14 protein-coding genes are annotated in these 17,169 nt (G+C 31.2%); 9 read left to right on the top strand and 5 right to left on the bottom strand.

The window, feature by feature from the left end; all coding sequences use genetic code 11:
• Positions 1–3: 3 nt before the first annotated feature.
• Both Q0998_RS01525 and Q0998_RS01520 read right to left on the bottom strand, forming a co-directional pair.
• Positions 4–1,668, bottom strand: a complete 1,665-nt coding sequence (locus tag Q0998_RS01525) for an ATP-binding cassette domain-containing protein (RefSeq protein WP_299665235.1) — start codon at positions 1,666–1,668, stop codon at positions 4–6.
• A 2-nt stretch (positions 1,669–1,670) separates the two neighbouring features.
• Entirely contained in the window at positions 1,671–2,342 is a 672-nt protein-coding gene (locus Q0998_RS01520) for a TetR/AcrR family transcriptional regulator (RefSeq protein ID WP_299665232.1), read from the bottom strand.
• Between the two features lie 245 nt (positions 2,343–2,587).
• Between Q0998_RS01520 and Q0998_RS01515 the strand changes: the two genes are divergently transcribed.
• The 3 genes from Q0998_RS01515 to Q0998_RS01505 all read left to right on the top strand — a co-directional run bounded on the left by Q0998_RS01515 (position 2,588) and on the right by Q0998_RS01505 (position 6,727).
• Positions 2,588–3,040 (top strand): cold-shock protein, encoded by a 453-nt coding sequence (locus Q0998_RS01515; protein WP_299665229.1) that lies wholly within the window; start codon positions 2,588–2,590, stop codon positions 3,038–3,040.
• A gap of 351 nt (positions 3,041–3,391) precedes the next feature.
• Entirely contained in the window at positions 3,392–5,911 is a 2,520-nt protein-coding gene (locus Q0998_RS01510; protein WP_299665226.1) for an outer membrane beta-barrel protein, read from the top strand.
• Between the two features lie 69 nt (positions 5,912–5,980).
• Positions 5,981–6,727, top strand: a complete 747-nt coding sequence (locus tag Q0998_RS01505; RefSeq protein WP_299665223.1) for a hypothetical protein — start codon at positions 5,981–5,983, stop codon at positions 6,725–6,727.
• Between the two features lie 58 nt (positions 6,728–6,785).
• On the opposite strand, the gene aroB is transcribed toward Q0998_RS01505, so the two are convergent.
• Positions 6,786–7,844 (bottom strand): 3-dehydroquinate synthase, encoded by a 1,059-nt coding sequence (gene aroB, locus Q0998_RS01500; protein WP_299665861.1) that lies wholly within the window; start codon positions 7,842–7,844, stop codon positions 6,786–6,788.
• A gap of 89 nt (positions 7,845–7,933) precedes the next feature.
• Here aroB and Q0998_RS01495 point away from each other — a divergent pair, with 89 nt between their 5' ends.
• The 4 genes from Q0998_RS01495 to Q0998_RS01480 all read left to right on the top strand — a co-directional run bounded on the left by Q0998_RS01495 (position 7,934) and on the right by Q0998_RS01480 (position 11,954).
• Entirely contained in the window at positions 7,934–9,094 is a 1,161-nt protein-coding gene (locus tag Q0998_RS01495) for a proline dehydrogenase family protein (RefSeq protein WP_299665220.1), read from the top strand.
• Positions 9,094–9,384 carry an LETM1 domain-containing protein gene (locus tag Q0998_RS01490; protein ID WP_299665217.1) on the top strand — a complete coding sequence of 97 codons (291 nt, stop codon included), beginning with the start codon at positions 9,094–9,096 and terminating at the stop codon, positions 9,382–9,384. The genes Q0998_RS01495 and Q0998_RS01490 overlap by 1 nt, the downstream gene beginning before the upstream one ends.
• 292 nt (positions 9,385–9,676) lie before the next feature.
• On the top strand, positions 9,677–11,449 hold the full coding sequence (typA, locus tag Q0998_RS01485; protein WP_299665214.1) for a translational GTPase TypA: 1,773 nt from the start codon (positions 9,677–9,679) through the stop codon (positions 11,447–11,449).
• A gap of 124 nt (positions 11,450–11,573) precedes the next feature.
• Positions 11,574–11,954, top strand: a complete 381-nt coding sequence (locus tag Q0998_RS01480) for a hypothetical protein (protein ID WP_299665212.1) — start codon at positions 11,574–11,576, stop codon at positions 11,952–11,954.
• 138 nt (positions 11,955–12,092) lie between these two features.
• Here Q0998_RS01480 and Q0998_RS01475 read toward each other — a convergent pair whose 3' ends face one another.
• Positions 12,093–12,614, bottom strand: coding sequence for a thioredoxin family protein (locus Q0998_RS01475; RefSeq protein WP_299665210.1), 522 nt, complete (start codon positions 12,612–12,614; stop codon positions 12,093–12,095).
• A gap of 96 nt (positions 12,615–12,710) precedes the next feature.
• A complete protein-coding gene (locus tag Q0998_RS01470; RefSeq protein WP_299665208.1) occupies positions 12,711–13,883 on the bottom strand; it encodes an MFS transporter in 1,173 nt (390 codons plus the stop codon).
• Between the two features lie 82 nt (positions 13,884–13,965).
• Between Q0998_RS01470 and Q0998_RS01465 the strand changes: the two genes are divergently transcribed.
• Positions 13,966–14,823 (top strand): hydroxymethylglutaryl-CoA lyase, encoded by an 858-nt coding sequence (locus Q0998_RS01465; protein WP_299665206.1) that lies wholly within the window; start codon positions 13,966–13,968, stop codon positions 14,821–14,823.
• A gap of 323 nt (positions 14,824–15,146) precedes the next feature.
• Positions 15,147–17,069 carry a CHRD domain-containing protein gene (locus Q0998_RS01460; RefSeq protein ID WP_299665203.1) on the top strand — a complete coding sequence of 641 codons (1,923 nt, stop codon included), beginning with the start codon at positions 15,147–15,149 and terminating at the stop codon, positions 17,067–17,069.
• Positions 17,070–17,169: the final 100 nt, after the last annotated feature.

Raw genomic sequence — 17,169 nt, 5'->3', positions numbered from 1 at the left:
CTATTAATTTATAGATTTAATTTCTCCTTTGTCTAAGGTTATTATTTTACTACATTGAGTTCTCCAACTTTTTTTACTACTTACTACAATTAAAGACCAAGGTCTTTCTGAATCTGTTAAATAACTAATGATTTTTATAGTTTCATCTAAGTTAAATTGATCTAATGGATCTTCTAAAATCATTACTTTTGGTTGCTTGATAATGGCTCTCGCTAAAATTATTTTTTTAGCAATGGTATAAGACATTTGTTTTCCTTCAGGATAAATTATGGTGTCTAAACCGTCAGGTTGCTCTTTTAAAAACTGATTTAACCCAACCGAATCTAGAGCTTCATAAATAAGATCATCTTTTATATCTCTATTTCCAAAAACCAAGTTGTCTTTAATAGTACCTTCAAAAGGGGTTTCATCTGAAAGTGACAAACCCAACTGTGAGCGATAATGGTTTAAATGTAAACTGCTTAACGATAAATTATTGATATAAATATTACCAGAAGTAGGTTCGTTCACACCCGCTAACAAACGCAATAGGCTCGATTTTCCTGCACCACTTTCTCCCAGAATTAAAATTCTACTTTTTGAATTTAATGTGAGAGAAATATCTTTTAAAATATGTTTTTTTCTATTGGTTACACTATAAGAAACATCGTCTAATTCAATAGTTAAACCATTTTTAAACATGGGTTTTTCTCCAATTTGAGACTCTAATTCTTTGTCTACAACTTGACCTATCTTTTCAATAGAAGTTAAAACATCATAAAAAGATTCTAAACCAATAATTAATTTTTCTACAGATTGTATGACCAATAAAATAATGATTTCTGCGGCAACAAATTGCCCAATATTCATTTCTTGTCTCAATACCAAACCGCCACCAATTAAAAGCAAACTTGCGGTTACAATTACTTTAAAACCTATCATTTGAGAAAATTGTAGAATAAGAATTTTAAAGTGATTCTCCCTAGCTTCTAAATATTTACTTACTAAATCATCATTTTTCTCGATTGCTAAGTTGGTGTTTCCAGATAATTTGAAGCTAACAACGGTTCTTGCAACTTCTTGAATCCAATGTGCAACTTTGTATTTAATTTTAGATTCTAATAAACTAGTTTGCAAACCTTTTTGTGCAGTAAATTTAAAAACAATGTATACTAACAAAAGTAAAAGAATACCAAATATGATAAAAAATGGATGGTAAAAGGATAATAAAATTAACGCAAAAATAATTTGTAGTAATGCTGTTGGTACATCTAATAATATTTTTGAGAGTCCTTTTTGAATTGTTAGCGTATCAAAAAAACGATTTGCTAGTTCTGGTGGATAGTAATCTCGCAACTCCTTCATTTTTATTTTAGGAAAACGATAACTTAATTCAAAAGAAGCTCTTGTAAAGATTCTTTGTTGAATGGTTTCTATAATTCTTAATTGCATGAGCTGTAAAGCACCAGAAAAAACAACACCTACCGTTACTAATACGACTAAAACGATCCAAGAAGTAGAAATCTGTGCTCCTTGAATTAGATTTATAATTGCCTGTATACCAAGCGGTAAGGTAAGTGCAACAATTCCGCCAAATATGGCATAATAAAAAATTTGAAAAATATCTTTCTTTTCGAGTTGTAATAAGCCAACAAAGCGTTTCCAAGGAGTTAGTTGCGCATCTTTCATGTTTACTGCAAGTTGTTTTTTGTTAATTGGATAAAGAATTTTGTAGGTAATTCTTCATCTTTAGAATCTGTAATAGACGGAAAGTGATTTTGTAAAAAATGCTGATGTAAACCACCTTCTAAAATTGTACTCGCCAAACTTAAAGAGAAAGTATATTTTGGTTTTATAACTAAAATCATTTCATTTAATCTGGTAATGAGTCTTTTATAAATTTCAAAATAACCTTCTCTGTTTTCTAAATCTACTTCTTTGGTTAAAAACGATTTAGAACTTTCATTCACAATAATTTTGTACAAAACAGTTTCATTAATATGAGAAAAATTAGAATCTTCTTTTACCGTTCTAGTTACAATAGCTATTGCCTTTTCTAACTTTTCTAAAGGATTAGAAATACTAAAGGTTTCTATGACTAATTGATACTCTAACCAAGCCCAATACCAAGAAGATAAATACAAGAGTAATTTATGCTTACTTTCAAAATAACGGTAAATAGAACTCTCATTAGAACCTATTTTTGTGCCTAATTTTTTAAAAGTAAAACTATCAAAACCAATGTCATCAATTAATAAGATACTATTCTCAACAATTCGTTTTCCCAAATCTGATGTTTCTGGATCTTTGATAAATATTTTATCTGGTACAGAGATTTTTAATACTGATAATAAATTCTTCATAAGTGAAATTTTATTGGTTGCAAATATAATAGTAACGCTATTAAAATAGCATTATTTTTTAATTATTTAAACTTTTTTTAACATCTAGCTTATTTCTATTGCTAATAATTCCTTATTATATTGTATATTTGCAGGAATAAGACAGCATACACTCCACTCAATTTACTAGTTAACTTTAGTTTAATTTTCCAGTTAAGTGTTCTATCTTTCCCAGAATATTAATTAAAAAAACCTTTTGTATTTTAATGGCAAAATCGCAACAGACATTTAGTAAAAGTGAAAAAGAGAAAAAACGTTTAAAAAAACGTCAAGACAAGTTAAAGAAAATGGAGGCTAGAAAAGCCGAAAAGGAAGAACATGGATCTACAGGAATTCAGTTTGCTTATGTAGATCATAATGGAAACCTAACAGATACTCCGCCAGATCCAGAATTAAAAGTAGAATATGAATTAGAAGATATTCAGATTTCTGTAACTAAGAAAGAAGACTTACCAGAAGAAGATCCTGTTAGAAAAGGAAAAGTTTCCTTTTTTGATACTTCTAAAGGTTTTGGTTTTATTATCGATATGGAAAATAACGAGAAGTATTTTACGCATGTTAGTGGTTTAGTAGATGAAATTGCTGAAAACGATAAGGTTTCTTTCGAATTAGAAAGAGGTATGCGCGGTATGAATGCAGTAAAAGTAACTAAGATTTAATCGAAAAGAATTCCTCGAGGCTCTGCCTCAGGGTTTCCGTTGAAATTGTCATTCCCGTGAAAACGGGAATCTAAATATAAAATTTTGGTTTTTGACCTTTTTAGGTCAAAGCTTGTGCCCAATTTTATTGGGTATGAAACCAGCGAAATACTTCTATGGCTCTGCTTCGAGTATAATTGGTTTCAAAAAATTATTTATTTCTTTTTAAAAAAAAATAAACAGAGCCTTTTCATTTTAATGAAGAGGCTTTTTTTTTTGATTTGAACTATTTTTAATAATTTAATGTGAAAAGCCAAATAAGATTGCTAAATTTTATTTTCTTTGTTTCCGTATTCATCATTGATCATAAAAATGAAACTAAATATTCCTAAAATAGTTGCTACACTTCTTTTTTTTGTTTGCTTTCAAAATATAGCAGCACAAATTACAGGTAAAGTAGTAGACAGTAAAGACAAGTATTCTTTAGAATACGCAAGTGTAGCAGTTTATGAAACAATAGATAAAAAATTAGTTACTGGAGTTGTTACAAACAAGGAGGGTTTTTTTATCATTGAAAACATACAACCAGGAAACTACTATATAGAAGCCTCATTTATAGGGTATCAAATAAATAAAATTCCATCAATTTCAATCACTAAAAAAGGAGAAAAGAAAGATTTAGGAAGTATCAAATTAGTGTTAGGTGCTGGAAATCAATTAAATGAAGTCATTGTAAAATCAGAAAAACAAACAGTTTCTCATAAAATAGACCGACAAGTTTTTGATACTAAGAAATACCAAAACACGGTTGGAGGAAATGCGGTAGATGTGGTTCGGAATTTACCGTCTATTACTGTTGATGGTTTAGGAGAAATAAGTGTAAGAGGAAGCAAGGGGTTTACCGTGTTAATAAATGGAAAACCAACTCAAGGAGATGCCAATTCAATCTTAGCGCAATTGCCAGCAAATGCTTTAGAAAGTGTTGAGTTGATTACGGCACCTTCTGCAAAATACGATCCTGAAGGAAAAGGAGGTATTTTAAACATCATTACTAAAAAAGGCGCAATTAACGGAACATTTACGCAGGTGAATATTCGTGGCGGATTTCCATCCATAGAAGAGTACGATACGCAAGTAGCTGCAAAAAGATACGGAATTGATGCAACTGTAAATAAAAGAACAGACAATTGGAATGTTTCTATTGGTGCAAGTTATCAAAGAAATGATAAGACGGGTAGAAGAGAAGGAGATTTATTCATTATAAATACTCCAGAAAATAAAACAACGTTTTTGCCTTCTGACGGAGAGCGAAGTTTCGATGAAATAACCTATAACGGAAGATTTCATATAGATTATACACCAAATAAACCGGATCATTTTTCCTTGGGTTTTTTCGCAGGAAAACGTACCAAAGAGAGGTTAGCAGATATAGTATATCGTAATTCTGTAGTTTCGCCCATTGGTAGTAACAATGTGTTGTATGAATTTACCTATTTCAACCATAATTTAAGAGTTAGAAAAGGAGATTTTGCTTTAGGAAGTTTTGACTATTCGCATACATTCTCAAACGAATCTAAAATTTCGACTTCCATTCTATATGAATATACTTTTTTAGGAGGTCCCACAGAAAATGACAATTTAGGCTTTCCAGATAATACGATTGTATATCAAAAAGAATTCAATACAAATGACAATCCTTTGTACGGAACACGATTTAACTTAGATTACCAATGGAAACCATTTTCTTTTGGAATCTTCGAAACAGGATATCAATACCGTGATTTAGACCATACTGGGAAGTTTGTTTATGAAAGAGATGGTGTTTTAGTTCCTGAATTTTCTAGTGACGTAAGTTTAAAAAGAGTCATTCATTCTGGATATGCACAAGTTACTGGAGCAAAAAGCAATTGGGATTATGCAGCTGGCGTGCGTTTAGAATCTATGGATAGAGTATATAAAGAAGCGCTGCAAAGTGAAACTGTTGAAAGTGTATACAATTATGATTTTGTAAGACTGTTTCCATCAGCATCATTCCAATACAAAATTGATGATAAAACAAACATAAAAACAGCATACAGTAAAAGAGTTGAACGTACAACCACTTTTAAAATGAATAGTTTTGCTGAACGCGAACATTCCGAAGTTTTTGAACAAGGAGACAACACCTTATTGCCAGAATTTATAGATTTGGTTGAATTGGGCTTAACAAAAAAGTTAAAAGGTGGAAATTCTATCTATGCAACAGCATATTATAGGCATGTAAAAAACGTAATAAATCGTGTGAATACGTTGGCTTATGAGTCTAATGGAGCTGTTATAGATAGCATTATCAATAGAGTATATTCGAATGTTGGAAAAAGTAATTCGATTGGTTTAGAAATTGGCGCAACCTTAAAACCTACCAAAAACTGGACAAACTTTATTGGTGCAAATATTTATAAGTATGATATTGATGGTACTTTAAACTTTAGGCATAGAGATGGCGTGGAAAGAAGTTACAACATAGATACCAAAGCAACTATTTACTCTTTCAATTTAAATGCTACCTATAGTTTTTGGGAAAATGCTTCTGTACAATTCACTTTTAACTATGTATCAGATAGAAATACCGCTATGGGTGAAGATTCTCGATTTTATTCACCAAACTTCACCTTTAGAAAAACATTTTTAGATGATAAATTAACGGCAACATTGCAATGGCAAAATATAGATATGGGCTTGTTAAATACAAACGAACAACGAATAACAACGTCTAGAGCAAATCAGTTTTATACTACTACAAACTATAGATATGAAGTTGATATGGTTTCTTTAAACCTTTCTTATACGTTTAATGCGGCTAAAAATAAATCGAAATTTATTGATAGTGAATTTGGGAAAAGGGAATTCTAGATTTAGAAAAGTATAAATTGGACTCTTCAGGTTTTTAAAACCTGAAGGGTCTGTATAATTCAGTTAATAATGAAAGAATATTTTATTGATATAGAGGCTGATTATAAACAAACTGTTAAGCAGATTTGGAAAGATTTTGAAAATTCTAATATATTTTCTGATGCAGAAAAAGAATATAGAAGATATCCTCTTTTACCTGAAAAAGTTTATAAAAATAAACTCCTATTTATTGGAATAAACCCTTCTTTTACTAAAGGTTCAACAATTCCAGAAAAAGATAAAAATAATGATATTGGGTTTTACTCAGAACAATTAGATCAAAGTAAAAAAGATATTCCATATTTTGAGAAAATAAAAGAAGTTGCAAATTTTTGCAAAACAGAATGGACACATTTAGATTTATTTTTTCTAAGAGAAACAAATCAAAAAATAATAGAAAAACTAAGTTTAGAAAATATAGAATTTTTAAATGCACAATTAAGAATTTCATTTGAAATTATAGAAAAATCTGAACCCAAGTTAATTATTGTATCAAATGCATTCGCTTCTGAGTTTTTTGGCAAAATGAAAGCAAAGCATCATCTTTTAAATAATATATGGAGAAGTTTTGATTTATTTTTTTATAATGATGAAAGAAAAAATAAAAAGTCAACATTTAATTATGAAATAGGAACATACGAAATTGAATTAAACAATAAAAAAATTCCGATTATCTTTTCTGGAATGCTCTCAGGACAAAGAGCTTTAGATATTGGTTCTTTAGAAAGGTTAAAATGGCAATCAAAAATGATTTTAGAAGGAAAGAAAATGAAATAATATTTAACTTTAGATTTTTAAAAGCTAAAGACTCTTTTTATCTTACGGCAAATATTTTTTAACTATTATAAAACTCCATACTCTCTATAATCAGTTCTTCAGGAACTTTACAATCTAGTTGACAATCTTCAAAATCTTTTAAAAGTACAAAATTTACTTGTCCGTTTACGTTTTTCTTATCATGTTTTAGCAAATCCATAATCGCAGAAAAATCTTTTTTCAAGAGAGCTGTTTTCTTATAGATCGCTAAAATAACTTCTTTTATTTCGCTTACTTTATTTGCTGGGAAACCCAATAATTTCTCAGACATATAACTTTCACAAACCATTCCAATGGCAATCGCTTCACCATGTGTTAAGTTTTCTTTGTCTTTAGACTTTAAATAAAAAGACTCAATTGCGTGCCCTAAAGTATGTCCGAAATTTAAAATTTTACGTAGATTTTGTTCCTTAGGATCTTGTAAAACAACTTCGTTTTTTATTTCTATAGATCTAAATATTAAATCATTGATATTTAACCCTTTATTATTCTTTATTTCATTGAATAGTTTACGATCATACGTGATCCCATATTTGATAATTTCTGCAGTTCCAGACTTAATCTCTCTCTCAGAAACAGTGGTTAAATAATCAGTATCTACCAATACCATTTCTGGGTTTGCAAACAAACCAATCTGATTTTTTAAAACACCTAAATCAACACCCGTTTTTCCTCCAACAGAAGCATCAACCATAGAAAGTAATGTTGTCGGAATATTTATAAAATCAATTCCACGCTTAAAACAAGAAGCCACAAAACCACCTAAATCTGTAATTACGCCACCACCTAAAGTAATCAACACACTTTTACGATCTCCGCCTAATTCAGTAATGGCATTCCAAACACCAATACAGGTTTCTATGTTTTTATGAATTTCTCCAGATTCAATTTCTATGACTTCAATTCTTTTGTCTGTCTCTAAGTTTTGAATAAATTTAGGATAACAAAGTTCAAAAGTATTCTCATCTACCATAATAAAGATAGTAGAATAGTTGTTTTTAGAAATTAAACTAGAGATTTCTTGGTATCCTTTTTCCTGAAAATGAACAGGGTAGCTTGCTGCTTTTATAGATTTCATCATAAAAATATTGAATGTGCAAATTAAATAGAAATTATTGAATTATTTATAGTCTTCACCTATCTTTGTTTCAAATAAAAAACAAATCAATGAAACTTTTTGATAATACTGAAATCGCTTTTGCATTAAAGTCAGATTCTGAGTTAGAAAGAGCTTATTTTCTTTTTAAAATGATTCAAAACCAGCCAATGGTAAGAATCGGTACAGCTGTTACCAATTTTGCTCTAAAAGCACACTTACCCGTAGAAGGGCTTATTCGTTCTACTGTTTTTGATCATTTTTGTGGTGGTGTAACAGAAGAGGATTGCTTGCCAAACATAGCAAAGTTGTATACAAAGGGAGTTTCATCGGTGTTGGATTATTCAGTAGAAGGGAAAGAAGATGAAAAGGAATTTGATGATACGGTAACTAAAATTCTAAAAATCATCAATTTCGGAGAAGAAAAAGAATCGATTCCATTTGCAGTTTTTAAGCCTACAGGATTCGGACGCTTTGCTTTGTTTCAAAAAATATCTGAAAAGAAGGAATTGACAGCAGAAGAAAAATCTGAATGGTTAAGAGTTCGAGAACGTTTTAATACGGTGTGTAAAGCTTCTTTTAAACAAAATGTACCTTTGTTAATCGACGGTGAAGAAAGTTGGATGCAAGATGCTGCAGACAACTTAGTCGAAGAAATGATGGAATTGTACAACACAGAAAAAGCACTAATTTTCAATACATTACAAATGTATCGGCATGATAGATTAGACTATTTAAAAGGCTTACATGAAAGAGCCAAAGAAAAAGGTTTTTACATTGGTTTAAAAGTAGTACGTGGTGCTTATATGGAAAAAGAACGCATAAGAGCAGAAGAAAAAGGCTACGAGTCTCCAATTTGTGCAGATAAAAAAGCAACAGATATTAATTATGATGCTGCTATTACCTATATGATGGAACATAAAAAGATGGCACTTTTTGCAGGAACTCATAATGAAGAAAGTTCTTATTTAGTGATGGAGCTCGCTAAAAAACACCATATTTCTAAAGACGACCAACGTTTGTGGTTCGGTCAATTATATGGCATGAGCGAGCATATCAGTTTTAATTTAGCCAATGAAGGCTATAATGTTGCTAAGTATTTACCTTTTGGTCCTGTAAGAGATGTGATGCCTTACTTAATAAGAAGAGCAGAAGAAAATACATCTGTAGCTGGTCAAACAAGCAGAGAATTAAATTTGATAAAAACGGAAAGAAAACGTAGGAAAATATAATGCAAACTTTAGATGAAATAAAGATGTTGCTTCATAGAAATAAGTTGAGACTTCACCAAGAGTTGATACAAAGTAAAGAAGCAATGCATCTAATAAAAAAAGCGACGCATACACAATTAACAGAAGAGGAGCGGTTAAAAATTAAAATTCAATTATTAGATATTTGTAAAGTAATACCCGCATTTACTGTTTTTATGCTTCCTGGAGGTGCGCTGTTATTACCACTTTTAATAAAATTAATACCAGATATTTTACCCTCAGCATTTAGAGATGCTCCAAAAGAAAGATAACTTTTAGTTTGGAAGTCATATAGATGCAGAATAGTTAGATGTCTGATCGAACATTTTGGCAACTTTTTTAATTCTGAAAAATTTAAAATTTAAATTACGACATACAAACCCTTCAGGTTTTTAAAACCTGAAGGGTTTTATATATTAGATAATTATTTAGAAAGATCTTTAAAAATAGCCATATTTCCTACAATAACCGTTTAAGAATCATCAGCAACTAAAAATAAGCGGTTAGAATTTGTTTAAATTACTTAGAAACAACTACTTTTGCACGAAATTTAAGAAAGTACAAATGCAGGAAATTAGAAACATCGCAATTATTGCCCACGTCGATCACGGAAAAACAACTTTAGTAGATAAAATTATAGATCAAGCAAAGGTGCTAGACGATCGTAAAGAACGTACAGATTTATTGTTAGATAACAACGATTTAGAAAGAGAAAGAGGAATTACAATTCTTTCTAAAAACGTTTCTGTAATGTATAAAAATACAAAAATAAATGTTATTGATACTCCTGGTCACGCCGATTTTGGTGGAGAGGTAGAGCGTGTTTTAAAAATGGCTGATGGTGTTTTATTATTAGTAGATGCATTTGAAGGTCCAATGCCACAAACTCGTTTTGTACTAGGTAAAGCTTTAGAATTAGGATTAACACCAATTGTAGTTGTAAATAAAGTGGATAAAGAAAACTGTACGCCAGATATTGTACATGAAAAAGTTTTCGATTTAATGTTTGCATTAGAAGCTACAGAAGAGCAATTAGATTTTGCAACTATTTATGGTTCTGCAAAGAACAATTGGATGTCTACAGATTGGAAAAATGAAACTGATAATATCATTCCATTATTAGATGCTGTTTTAGAATCGATTCCAGCAACTACATATAACGAAGGAACACCGCAAATGCAAATTACTTCTTTAGACTTTTCTTCTTTTACAGGTAGAATAGCTATTGGACGTGTTTTTAGAGGAGATTTAGAAGTAGGTAAAGATTACATGTTATGTAAAGCTGATGGTTCAACCAAAAAAGTAAGAATTAAAGAATTACACGTATTCGAAGGAATGGGTAAAGCGCAGGTAGACAAAGTGCCTTGTGGAGATATTTGTGCAATTACAGGTATTGATGGTTTTGAAATTGGTGATACCATTGCAGATTTAGAAAATCCAGAAGCGTTGCCAAGAACAGAAATAGATCAACCTACCATGAGTATGTTGTTTACCATTAACAACTCTCCTTTCTTTGGGAAAGAAGGAAAATATGTAACCTCTCGTCACATTAGAGACAGACTGTTTAAAGAATTAGAAAAGAATTTAGCATTAAAAGTTGAAACTACAGATTCTGAAGATAAATTTAATGTTTTTGGACGTGGAGTTTTACACCTATCTGTTTTAATTGAAACCATGCGTAGAGAAGGCTATGAATTGCAAGTGGGAAGACCGCAAGTAATTATTAAAATGATTGATGGTAAGAAACACGAACCCATGGAAACATTATCTATTGATGTGCCAGAAGAAGTGGCTTCGAAAGCTGTAAACTTAGTTTCTTTACGTAAGGGAGATTTAATGATTATGGAGCCTAAAGGAGATTTACAACACTTAGAATTTACAATACCATCTCGTGGCTTGATTGGTTTAAGAAACAGAATTTTAACAGCTACTGCAGGTACTGCAATTATCAATCATCGTTTTTCTGAATATGGTCCTTATAAAGGAGACTTTACAGAAGAAATTAAAGGAGCTATTGTTTCATCTGCTGCTGGTAAAGCAACTGCTTATGCATTAAACCGTTTACAAGATAGAGGACGTTTCTTTATTGATATCAATCAAGAAATTTACGTTGGTCAAGTAATTGGAGAAAACAGCAAATCAGATGATATGGCTGTAAACTTAATTAAAGGAAAGCAATTGACAAACATGCGTAAATCGGGAACAGATGATGCCATGAAAATTGCTCCTAAAATAGATTTTTCTCTAGAAGAAAATATGGAATACATTAAAGCAGATGAGTATTTAGAAGTGACTCCAGAAAGCTTACGTATGCGTAAAATTACTTTTAAAGCATAATTTTTTTATTAAAGTATTAAGAGTTATTGTCATTCCTGCGAAGGCAGGAATCTAATAATCAATAGTAAATTATAAAATACCACAAGCTCAAGTTTTAAAACTTGAGCTTTTTTATCTTTGCAGTATGAGTGAATTTAAAGTTTTTTTTGAAACATTACAACAAAGCCTTACAAATGACGCTTTTGTAAAGCTAACCTTAAGCAAACCTATTAAAAAGAGTGAGGGCTTGTTAAATGTATACATGCGTTTATTTACCATTGATGGAAAAGAAACCTTCGAATTTAAATACCGTTATACTGAAGAGCATAAATTCAAGAAATTCTCATTAAGTGAGGCAATTGTTGAATTAGAAAAACTATTATTGGCTTCTTTTAGAACAGGTACTTTATTTACTTTAGATGAAGATTTGCTCGTTTTGGTATCTAAGAAGAAACTAGTTTCTTACAGAGATAACGCACCAAGTTTTAAAAATAAATTGCCAGAAATCCCACCACAATCGTCGTAGTTATTAATGTTTTTTTGATTGGAATAAAATTAAAAGATCCAATTAATGTAGAATTATTACTCAACATTAGCTTTGTTAGGAATCCATAAAGTTAAAAACTCAAGTTTTAAGACTTGAGCTCTTTTGTGTAAACTTGATCTATATTTTTACAAATTGTTCTGTAATATTGGCAACATCTTCATCCGTAATTTTTTTGGCTGTTTTTTTTATCTTTTTGATAAATTCTTTCACTTCTTCTACACTTGCAGGACCCCCTAAATTCTGACCGTTAGCATCATAAGAATCTGTAATTATATGCAAATCTGCATCTAAAATTAACCAGAAAGGTAAACCGGCTTTATCTCCTTTGTATTTCTTTAACAAATCTCTGGCACCAGGGTTTTCTAAATTCTCTTTTCCTTTAGATTCATTTACAACAACTGGCACTATTACATAATTATCTTCAAAGAATTTTTTTGTGCTCTTTGCATTCATGTCTTTGGTCATTTTATGACACCAACCACACCAGGAAGCCTCAAACTTTATAAAGATGGCTTTCTTTTCTTTTTTTGCTTTTGCAGTTGCTTTTTTTAATAAATTAGAAGTGCTTTCTTGTGCTTTTATTTGGAAATTTATTGTAAATAAAGCAGCTGTAAAAAGTATTAATATTTTAGTTTTCATAGCGTGTGTTTTTTACCTATTTTTTAATTCCGATGTTTTGGAATTAGCTAAGTTATATTTTTTTGAGGAGAAAATCAAGAGTGAAAACATTAGGATTTAAAATAGTTCTTTCTCTCTTAAAGCAATCAAGCCCAAAATAGGACCAATTGCTAGCATTAAAAATACAAAGTTAGAATTCGTTAAATTGTATAGCTGACTTATAATTTGAATGCTAATAATGGTGATAGAAAAACCAATACAATTGACAATCGTAAGCGCAGTTCCTTTGTCTTTTTCAGGAGCATTTTGCGCAACCAAAGTAGAAAATAAAGGCGAATCTGCAATAACCACCATTCCCCAGAAAAGTAAGAATAGCATAAATATGATTTCATTTTCAATCATAAAAAAGAATGGAGAAGCTAAACAGCAAATACAAGATAGTAATAAAGATGAAAAAGCTATTTTCTTAGTTCCGAATCTTGCAGCTAAATAACTTCCTAGAACACAAGAAATACTTCCAATTCCTATAATCAAAAAAGAAAGTAAAGGAATATTAAAATGAACTGAAGCATACAAATCATCATAGATTTTTAGAAATATAGGTACAAATGCCCAAAAGGTGTACAATTCCCACATATGGCCGAAATAACCAAAAGCAGCTTTTCTAAAAGTGGTGTTTTTAAAAACTTTATAACTGATAGAAAAATCTAAAGAGGTTCCCTTTTTCCTATAAGGTCCATTTGGTACCAAAAGAAACAATAGAAATCCTCCAAAAATGGCTAAGATAGAAATAAAGAGTATGATGTTTTTCCAAGAAAAACTTGGCATGATGTCTTTTAACAAATGAGGCAAAGCGGTTCCTAAAACCAAAGCGCCCACCAAAAAACCTAAGGATCTACCCAAACCTTTCTGATAATAGTCTGTAGCGATTTTCATGCCCACAGGATAAATTCCAGCTAAGAAAAATCCTGTTAAAAAACGCAATAAAACTAAGCTAGATAATGTGTTGCGCTCTAAAATCAAGCAACTATTAAACAGCGCGCCTAAAATCGCGCATATAAAAAACACTTTAGAAGGAGAAAATCGATCTACAATTGTAAATAAAGCGAACAAAAGTGTTCCTACTATAAAACCAAACTGCACCGCAGAAGTCAAATTTTGCAAAGCGTTGCTACTTAAATTGAAGTTTACGATCAAATCATTCAATACAGCGTTTCCTGCAAACCACAAAGAAGTACAACAAAACTGAGAAATGACAATGATGGGAAGTATAAAATTCGATTTCTTCATAAAGAGAACGAAAGTACAAAAAGGATGTAATAATCAACTGAAAACATTTTGCAACTTCATTAGTTTATATATCTTTGAGAAGATGAAAAAAGTCAAAATCATAGAATGTCCTAGAGATGCGATGCAAGGAATAAAATCTCATTTTATTGCTACAGAAAAGAAAGCATTGTATATCAATTCGCTATTAAAAGTAGGTTTTGATACTATTGATTTTGGCAGTTTTGTGTCTCCAAAGGCAATTCCGCAAATGAGAGATACTGCAGACGTCTTAGCGAAATTAGATTTGTCTAATACCGAAAGTAAATTGTTGGCCATTATTGCAAATGTAAGAGGTGCAAGTGACGCTGCACAATTCGAAGAGATTGATTATCTAGGGTATCCTTTTTCAATTTCAGAAAATTTTCAAATGCGAAATACGCACAAAACAATTGCGCAATCTATAGAAGCTTTAGATACCATTTTAAATATTGCAGACAAATCTAAAAAAGAAGTAGTTGCCTATTTATCTATGGGATTTGGAAATCCATATGGAGATCCTTGGAATGTGGAAATCGTAGGCGAGTGGACAGAGAAATTGTCTAAAATGGGTGTAAAAATTTTATCGCTTTCAGACACGATTGGTAGTTCTACACCCGAAGTAATTGATTACCTATTTTCAAACTTAATTCCAGAATATCCAGCAATTGAATTTGGTGCACATTTACACACAACACCAGACAAATGGCACGAAAAAGTAGATGCAGCTTTTAAAGCAGGTTGTTGCCGTTTTGATGGTGCTATAAAAGGCTATGGAGGTTGCCCAATGGCAAAAGATGAACTAACAGGAAACATGCCTACAGAAAAATTACTTTCTTATTTTACTGCTGAAAAAGCAAATACAAATATAAAACCCATGAGTTTTGAAAGTGCTTACAATAAAGCTTTAGAGGTTTTTGATTAAGTTTCAAATTAAAATTATTAATAATTTTTTCAGTTTTTTATTTATATCTTTTTTCTTAATTAAGATAATCGAATAAATCTCTTTAAAATGTTTAAATATATGTCATTAAACATAAACTGTTTATGTTTTTACTAAACTTCATTTCATCATTTTTTTTGTAGAAAAATATTTTATATTGTCTCTTTTTTTTAGCTTAAATAACGACTTGTTTTGATTTTTATATTATTCTCGAATTACTAAAGGTTTGTTAAAATTATAAATAGCACAAAAAATAAAGATTAAAGTTGTTTAACTTTACATTGAAATAATTAAACAAAAATATCATGAAAAAATTAAATTCAATTGTAATAGTAATTGCAATGTCATTATTGTTTTACAACTGTAATAATAATGACGATGAAATAATGTTACCATTACCATCTGGTAAAACAACTATCTATGATTTAGGTGAAAAAGCTGTCACAGGAATTTCAGGCTCAGCAACTTTTATAGAAAATACAGATGCATCTGTAACTGTGGTTTTAGATATTTCTGGAACTCCTGCTGGAGGAGAACATCCAGCTCATATACATTTCAATACAGCAGTAGAAGGTGGAGATATCGCTTTAACTTTACAGCCTGTTAATGGAGATACTGGAAAAAGTAGTATCACGGTGAATGCATTAAATGATGGTACTTCTTTAACATATGATCAATTGCTAAATTTTGATGGATACATTAATGTTCATTTAAGTGCAACCGAATTAGGAACTATTGTAGCGCAAGGAGATATTGGTCAAAATGACTTGACAGGAACTACAAAAATGTATGATTTAGGAGAAAAAGCAGTTGTTGGAATTTCTGGAGACATAACTTTTTATGAAAGAGCTAACGGAGAAGTTTTAGCTGAAATCAAGTTAAGCGGAACTCCTGATGGGGGAATGCATCCAGCCCATATCCATGCAAATACTGCGGTAGAAGGTGGTGATATCTTGCTAACATTTACTTCTGTGAATGGAGATACAGGAATGAGTGCAACTAATTTTGATACATATAATTTTTCGGAAATCGAAGGTTTAGATGGGTATGTAAATGTGCATTTAAGTGCAAATGCACTAGGAACAATTGTAGCCCAAGGAGATATTGGTCAAAATGACTTAACAGGAACTACAAAAACCTATGATTTAGGCGAAAAAGCAGTAGCTGGAATTTCTGGAGATATTACTTTCTCTGAAAGAGTAAATGGAGAAGCTTTAGCTGAAATCATGCTAAGCGGAACTCCAGCAGGAGGAATGCACCCAGCACATATTCATGCAAATACCGCAGTGGAAGGTGGAGATATCTTATTTTCTTTTACAGCAGTAAATGGAGATACGGGAATGAGTGCAACTAACCTAGCTGCTTTTGATGATGGATCTGCATTTATGTATTCAGATATTGAAGGTTTAGATGGATATGTAAATGTTCATTTAAGTGCAAATGCACTAGGAACAATTGTAGCCCAAGGAGATATTGGTCAAAATGACTTAACAGGAACTACAAAAACCTATGATTTAGGCGAAAAAGCAGTAGCTGGAATTTCTGGAGATATTACTTTCTCTGAAAGAGTAAACGGAGAAGCTTTAGCTGAAATCATGCTAAGCGGAACTCCAGCAGGAGGAATGCACCCAGCACATATTCATGCAAATACCGCAGTGGAAGGTGGAGACATCTTATTTTCTTTTACAGCAGTAAATGGAGATACGGGAATGAGTGCAACTAACGTTGCTACTTATGATGACGGTTCTGCTTTCGTGTACGCAGATATTGAAGGTTTAGATGGATATGTAAATGTTCATTTGAGTGCAAATGCATTAGGAACGATTGTAGCACAAGGAGATATAGGACAAAATGATTTAACTGGAGACTCTAAGGCTTATGCGTTAGCTGAAAAAGATGTAACAGGAATATCAGGATCCGCTACTTTCTATAAAAGAGTAAACGGAACTGCATTGGCTGTTTTATCAATTTTAAATACGCCTCAAGGTGGAATGCATCCTGCGCATATTCATGAAAATGATGCAGCAACGGGAGGAGCAATTGCATTTACTTTTAATACTGTAGATGGAGATACAGGTTTAAGTAGTACACAAGTAGGATCTTTAGATAATAATACAGCTGTTACATACGATGAAATTTTAACCTATGATGGTTATATCAATGTACATTTAAGTGCAGCAGCATTAGGAACTATTGTAGCACAAGGAAACATTGGTTCTAATGAATAATTAAGTTTATCATTTAATAAATTAAAGAGGCTGTCTGAAAAGGCAGTCTTTTTTTTTGCATTTTTTTGAAGAATTTCGTATTTTTAAGAATGAGCAGAAA

Source organism: uncultured Polaribacter sp. (genome assembly GCF_947501385.1).
Taxonomy (GTDB): Bacteria; Bacteroidota; Bacteroidia; order Flavobacteriales; family Flavobacteriaceae; genus Polaribacter.
Note: the sequence above shows the minus strand (reverse complement) of the source record. Positions and strands in the feature narration are given on the sequence as shown.

Coding starts and splice junctions, on each gene's coding strand:
- Q0998_RS01525 (WP_299665235.1), bottom strand. CDS start 1,668: ATGAAAGATGCGCAACTAACTCCTTGGAAACGCTTTGTTGGCTTATTA.
- Q0998_RS01520 (WP_299665232.1), bottom strand. CDS start 2,342: ATGAAGAATTTATTATCAGTATTAAAAATCTCTGTACCAGATAAAATA.
- Q0998_RS01515 (WP_299665229.1), top strand. CDS start 2,588: ATGGCAAAATCGCAACAGACATTTAGTAAAAGTGAAAAAGAGAAAAAA.
- Q0998_RS01510 (WP_299665226.1), top strand. CDS start 3,392: ATGAAACTAAATATTCCTAAAATAGTTGCTACACTTCTTTTTTTTGTT.
- Q0998_RS01505 (WP_299665223.1), top strand. CDS start 5,981: ATGAAAGAATATTTTATTGATATAGAGGCTGATTATAAACAAACTGTT.
- aroB (WP_299665861.1), bottom strand. CDS start 7,844: ATGAAATCTATAAAAGCAGCAAGCTACCCTGTTCATTTTCAGGAAAAA.
- Q0998_RS01495 (WP_299665220.1), top strand. CDS start 7,934: ATGAAACTTTTTGATAATACTGAAATCGCTTTTGCATTAAAGTCAGAT.
- Q0998_RS01490 (WP_299665217.1), top strand. CDS start 9,094: ATGCAAACTTTAGATGAAATAAAGATGTTGCTTCATAGAAATAAGTTG.
- typA (WP_299665214.1), top strand. CDS start 9,677: ATGCAGGAAATTAGAAACATCGCAATTATTGCCCACGTCGATCACGGA.
- Q0998_RS01480 (WP_299665212.1), top strand. CDS start 11,574: ATGAGTGAATTTAAAGTTTTTTTTGAAACATTACAACAAAGCCTTACA.
- Q0998_RS01475 (WP_299665210.1), bottom strand. CDS start 12,614: ATGAAAACTAAAATATTAATACTTTTTACAGCTGCTTTATTTACAATA.
- Q0998_RS01470 (WP_299665208.1), bottom strand. CDS start 13,883: ATGAAGAAATCGAATTTTATACTTCCCATCATTGTCATTTCTCAGTTT.
- Q0998_RS01465 (WP_299665206.1), top strand. CDS start 13,966: ATGAAAAAAGTCAAAATCATAGAATGTCCTAGAGATGCGATGCAAGGA.
- Q0998_RS01460 (WP_299665203.1), top strand. CDS start 15,147: ATGAAAAAATTAAATTCAATTGTAATAGTAATTGCAATGTCATTATTG.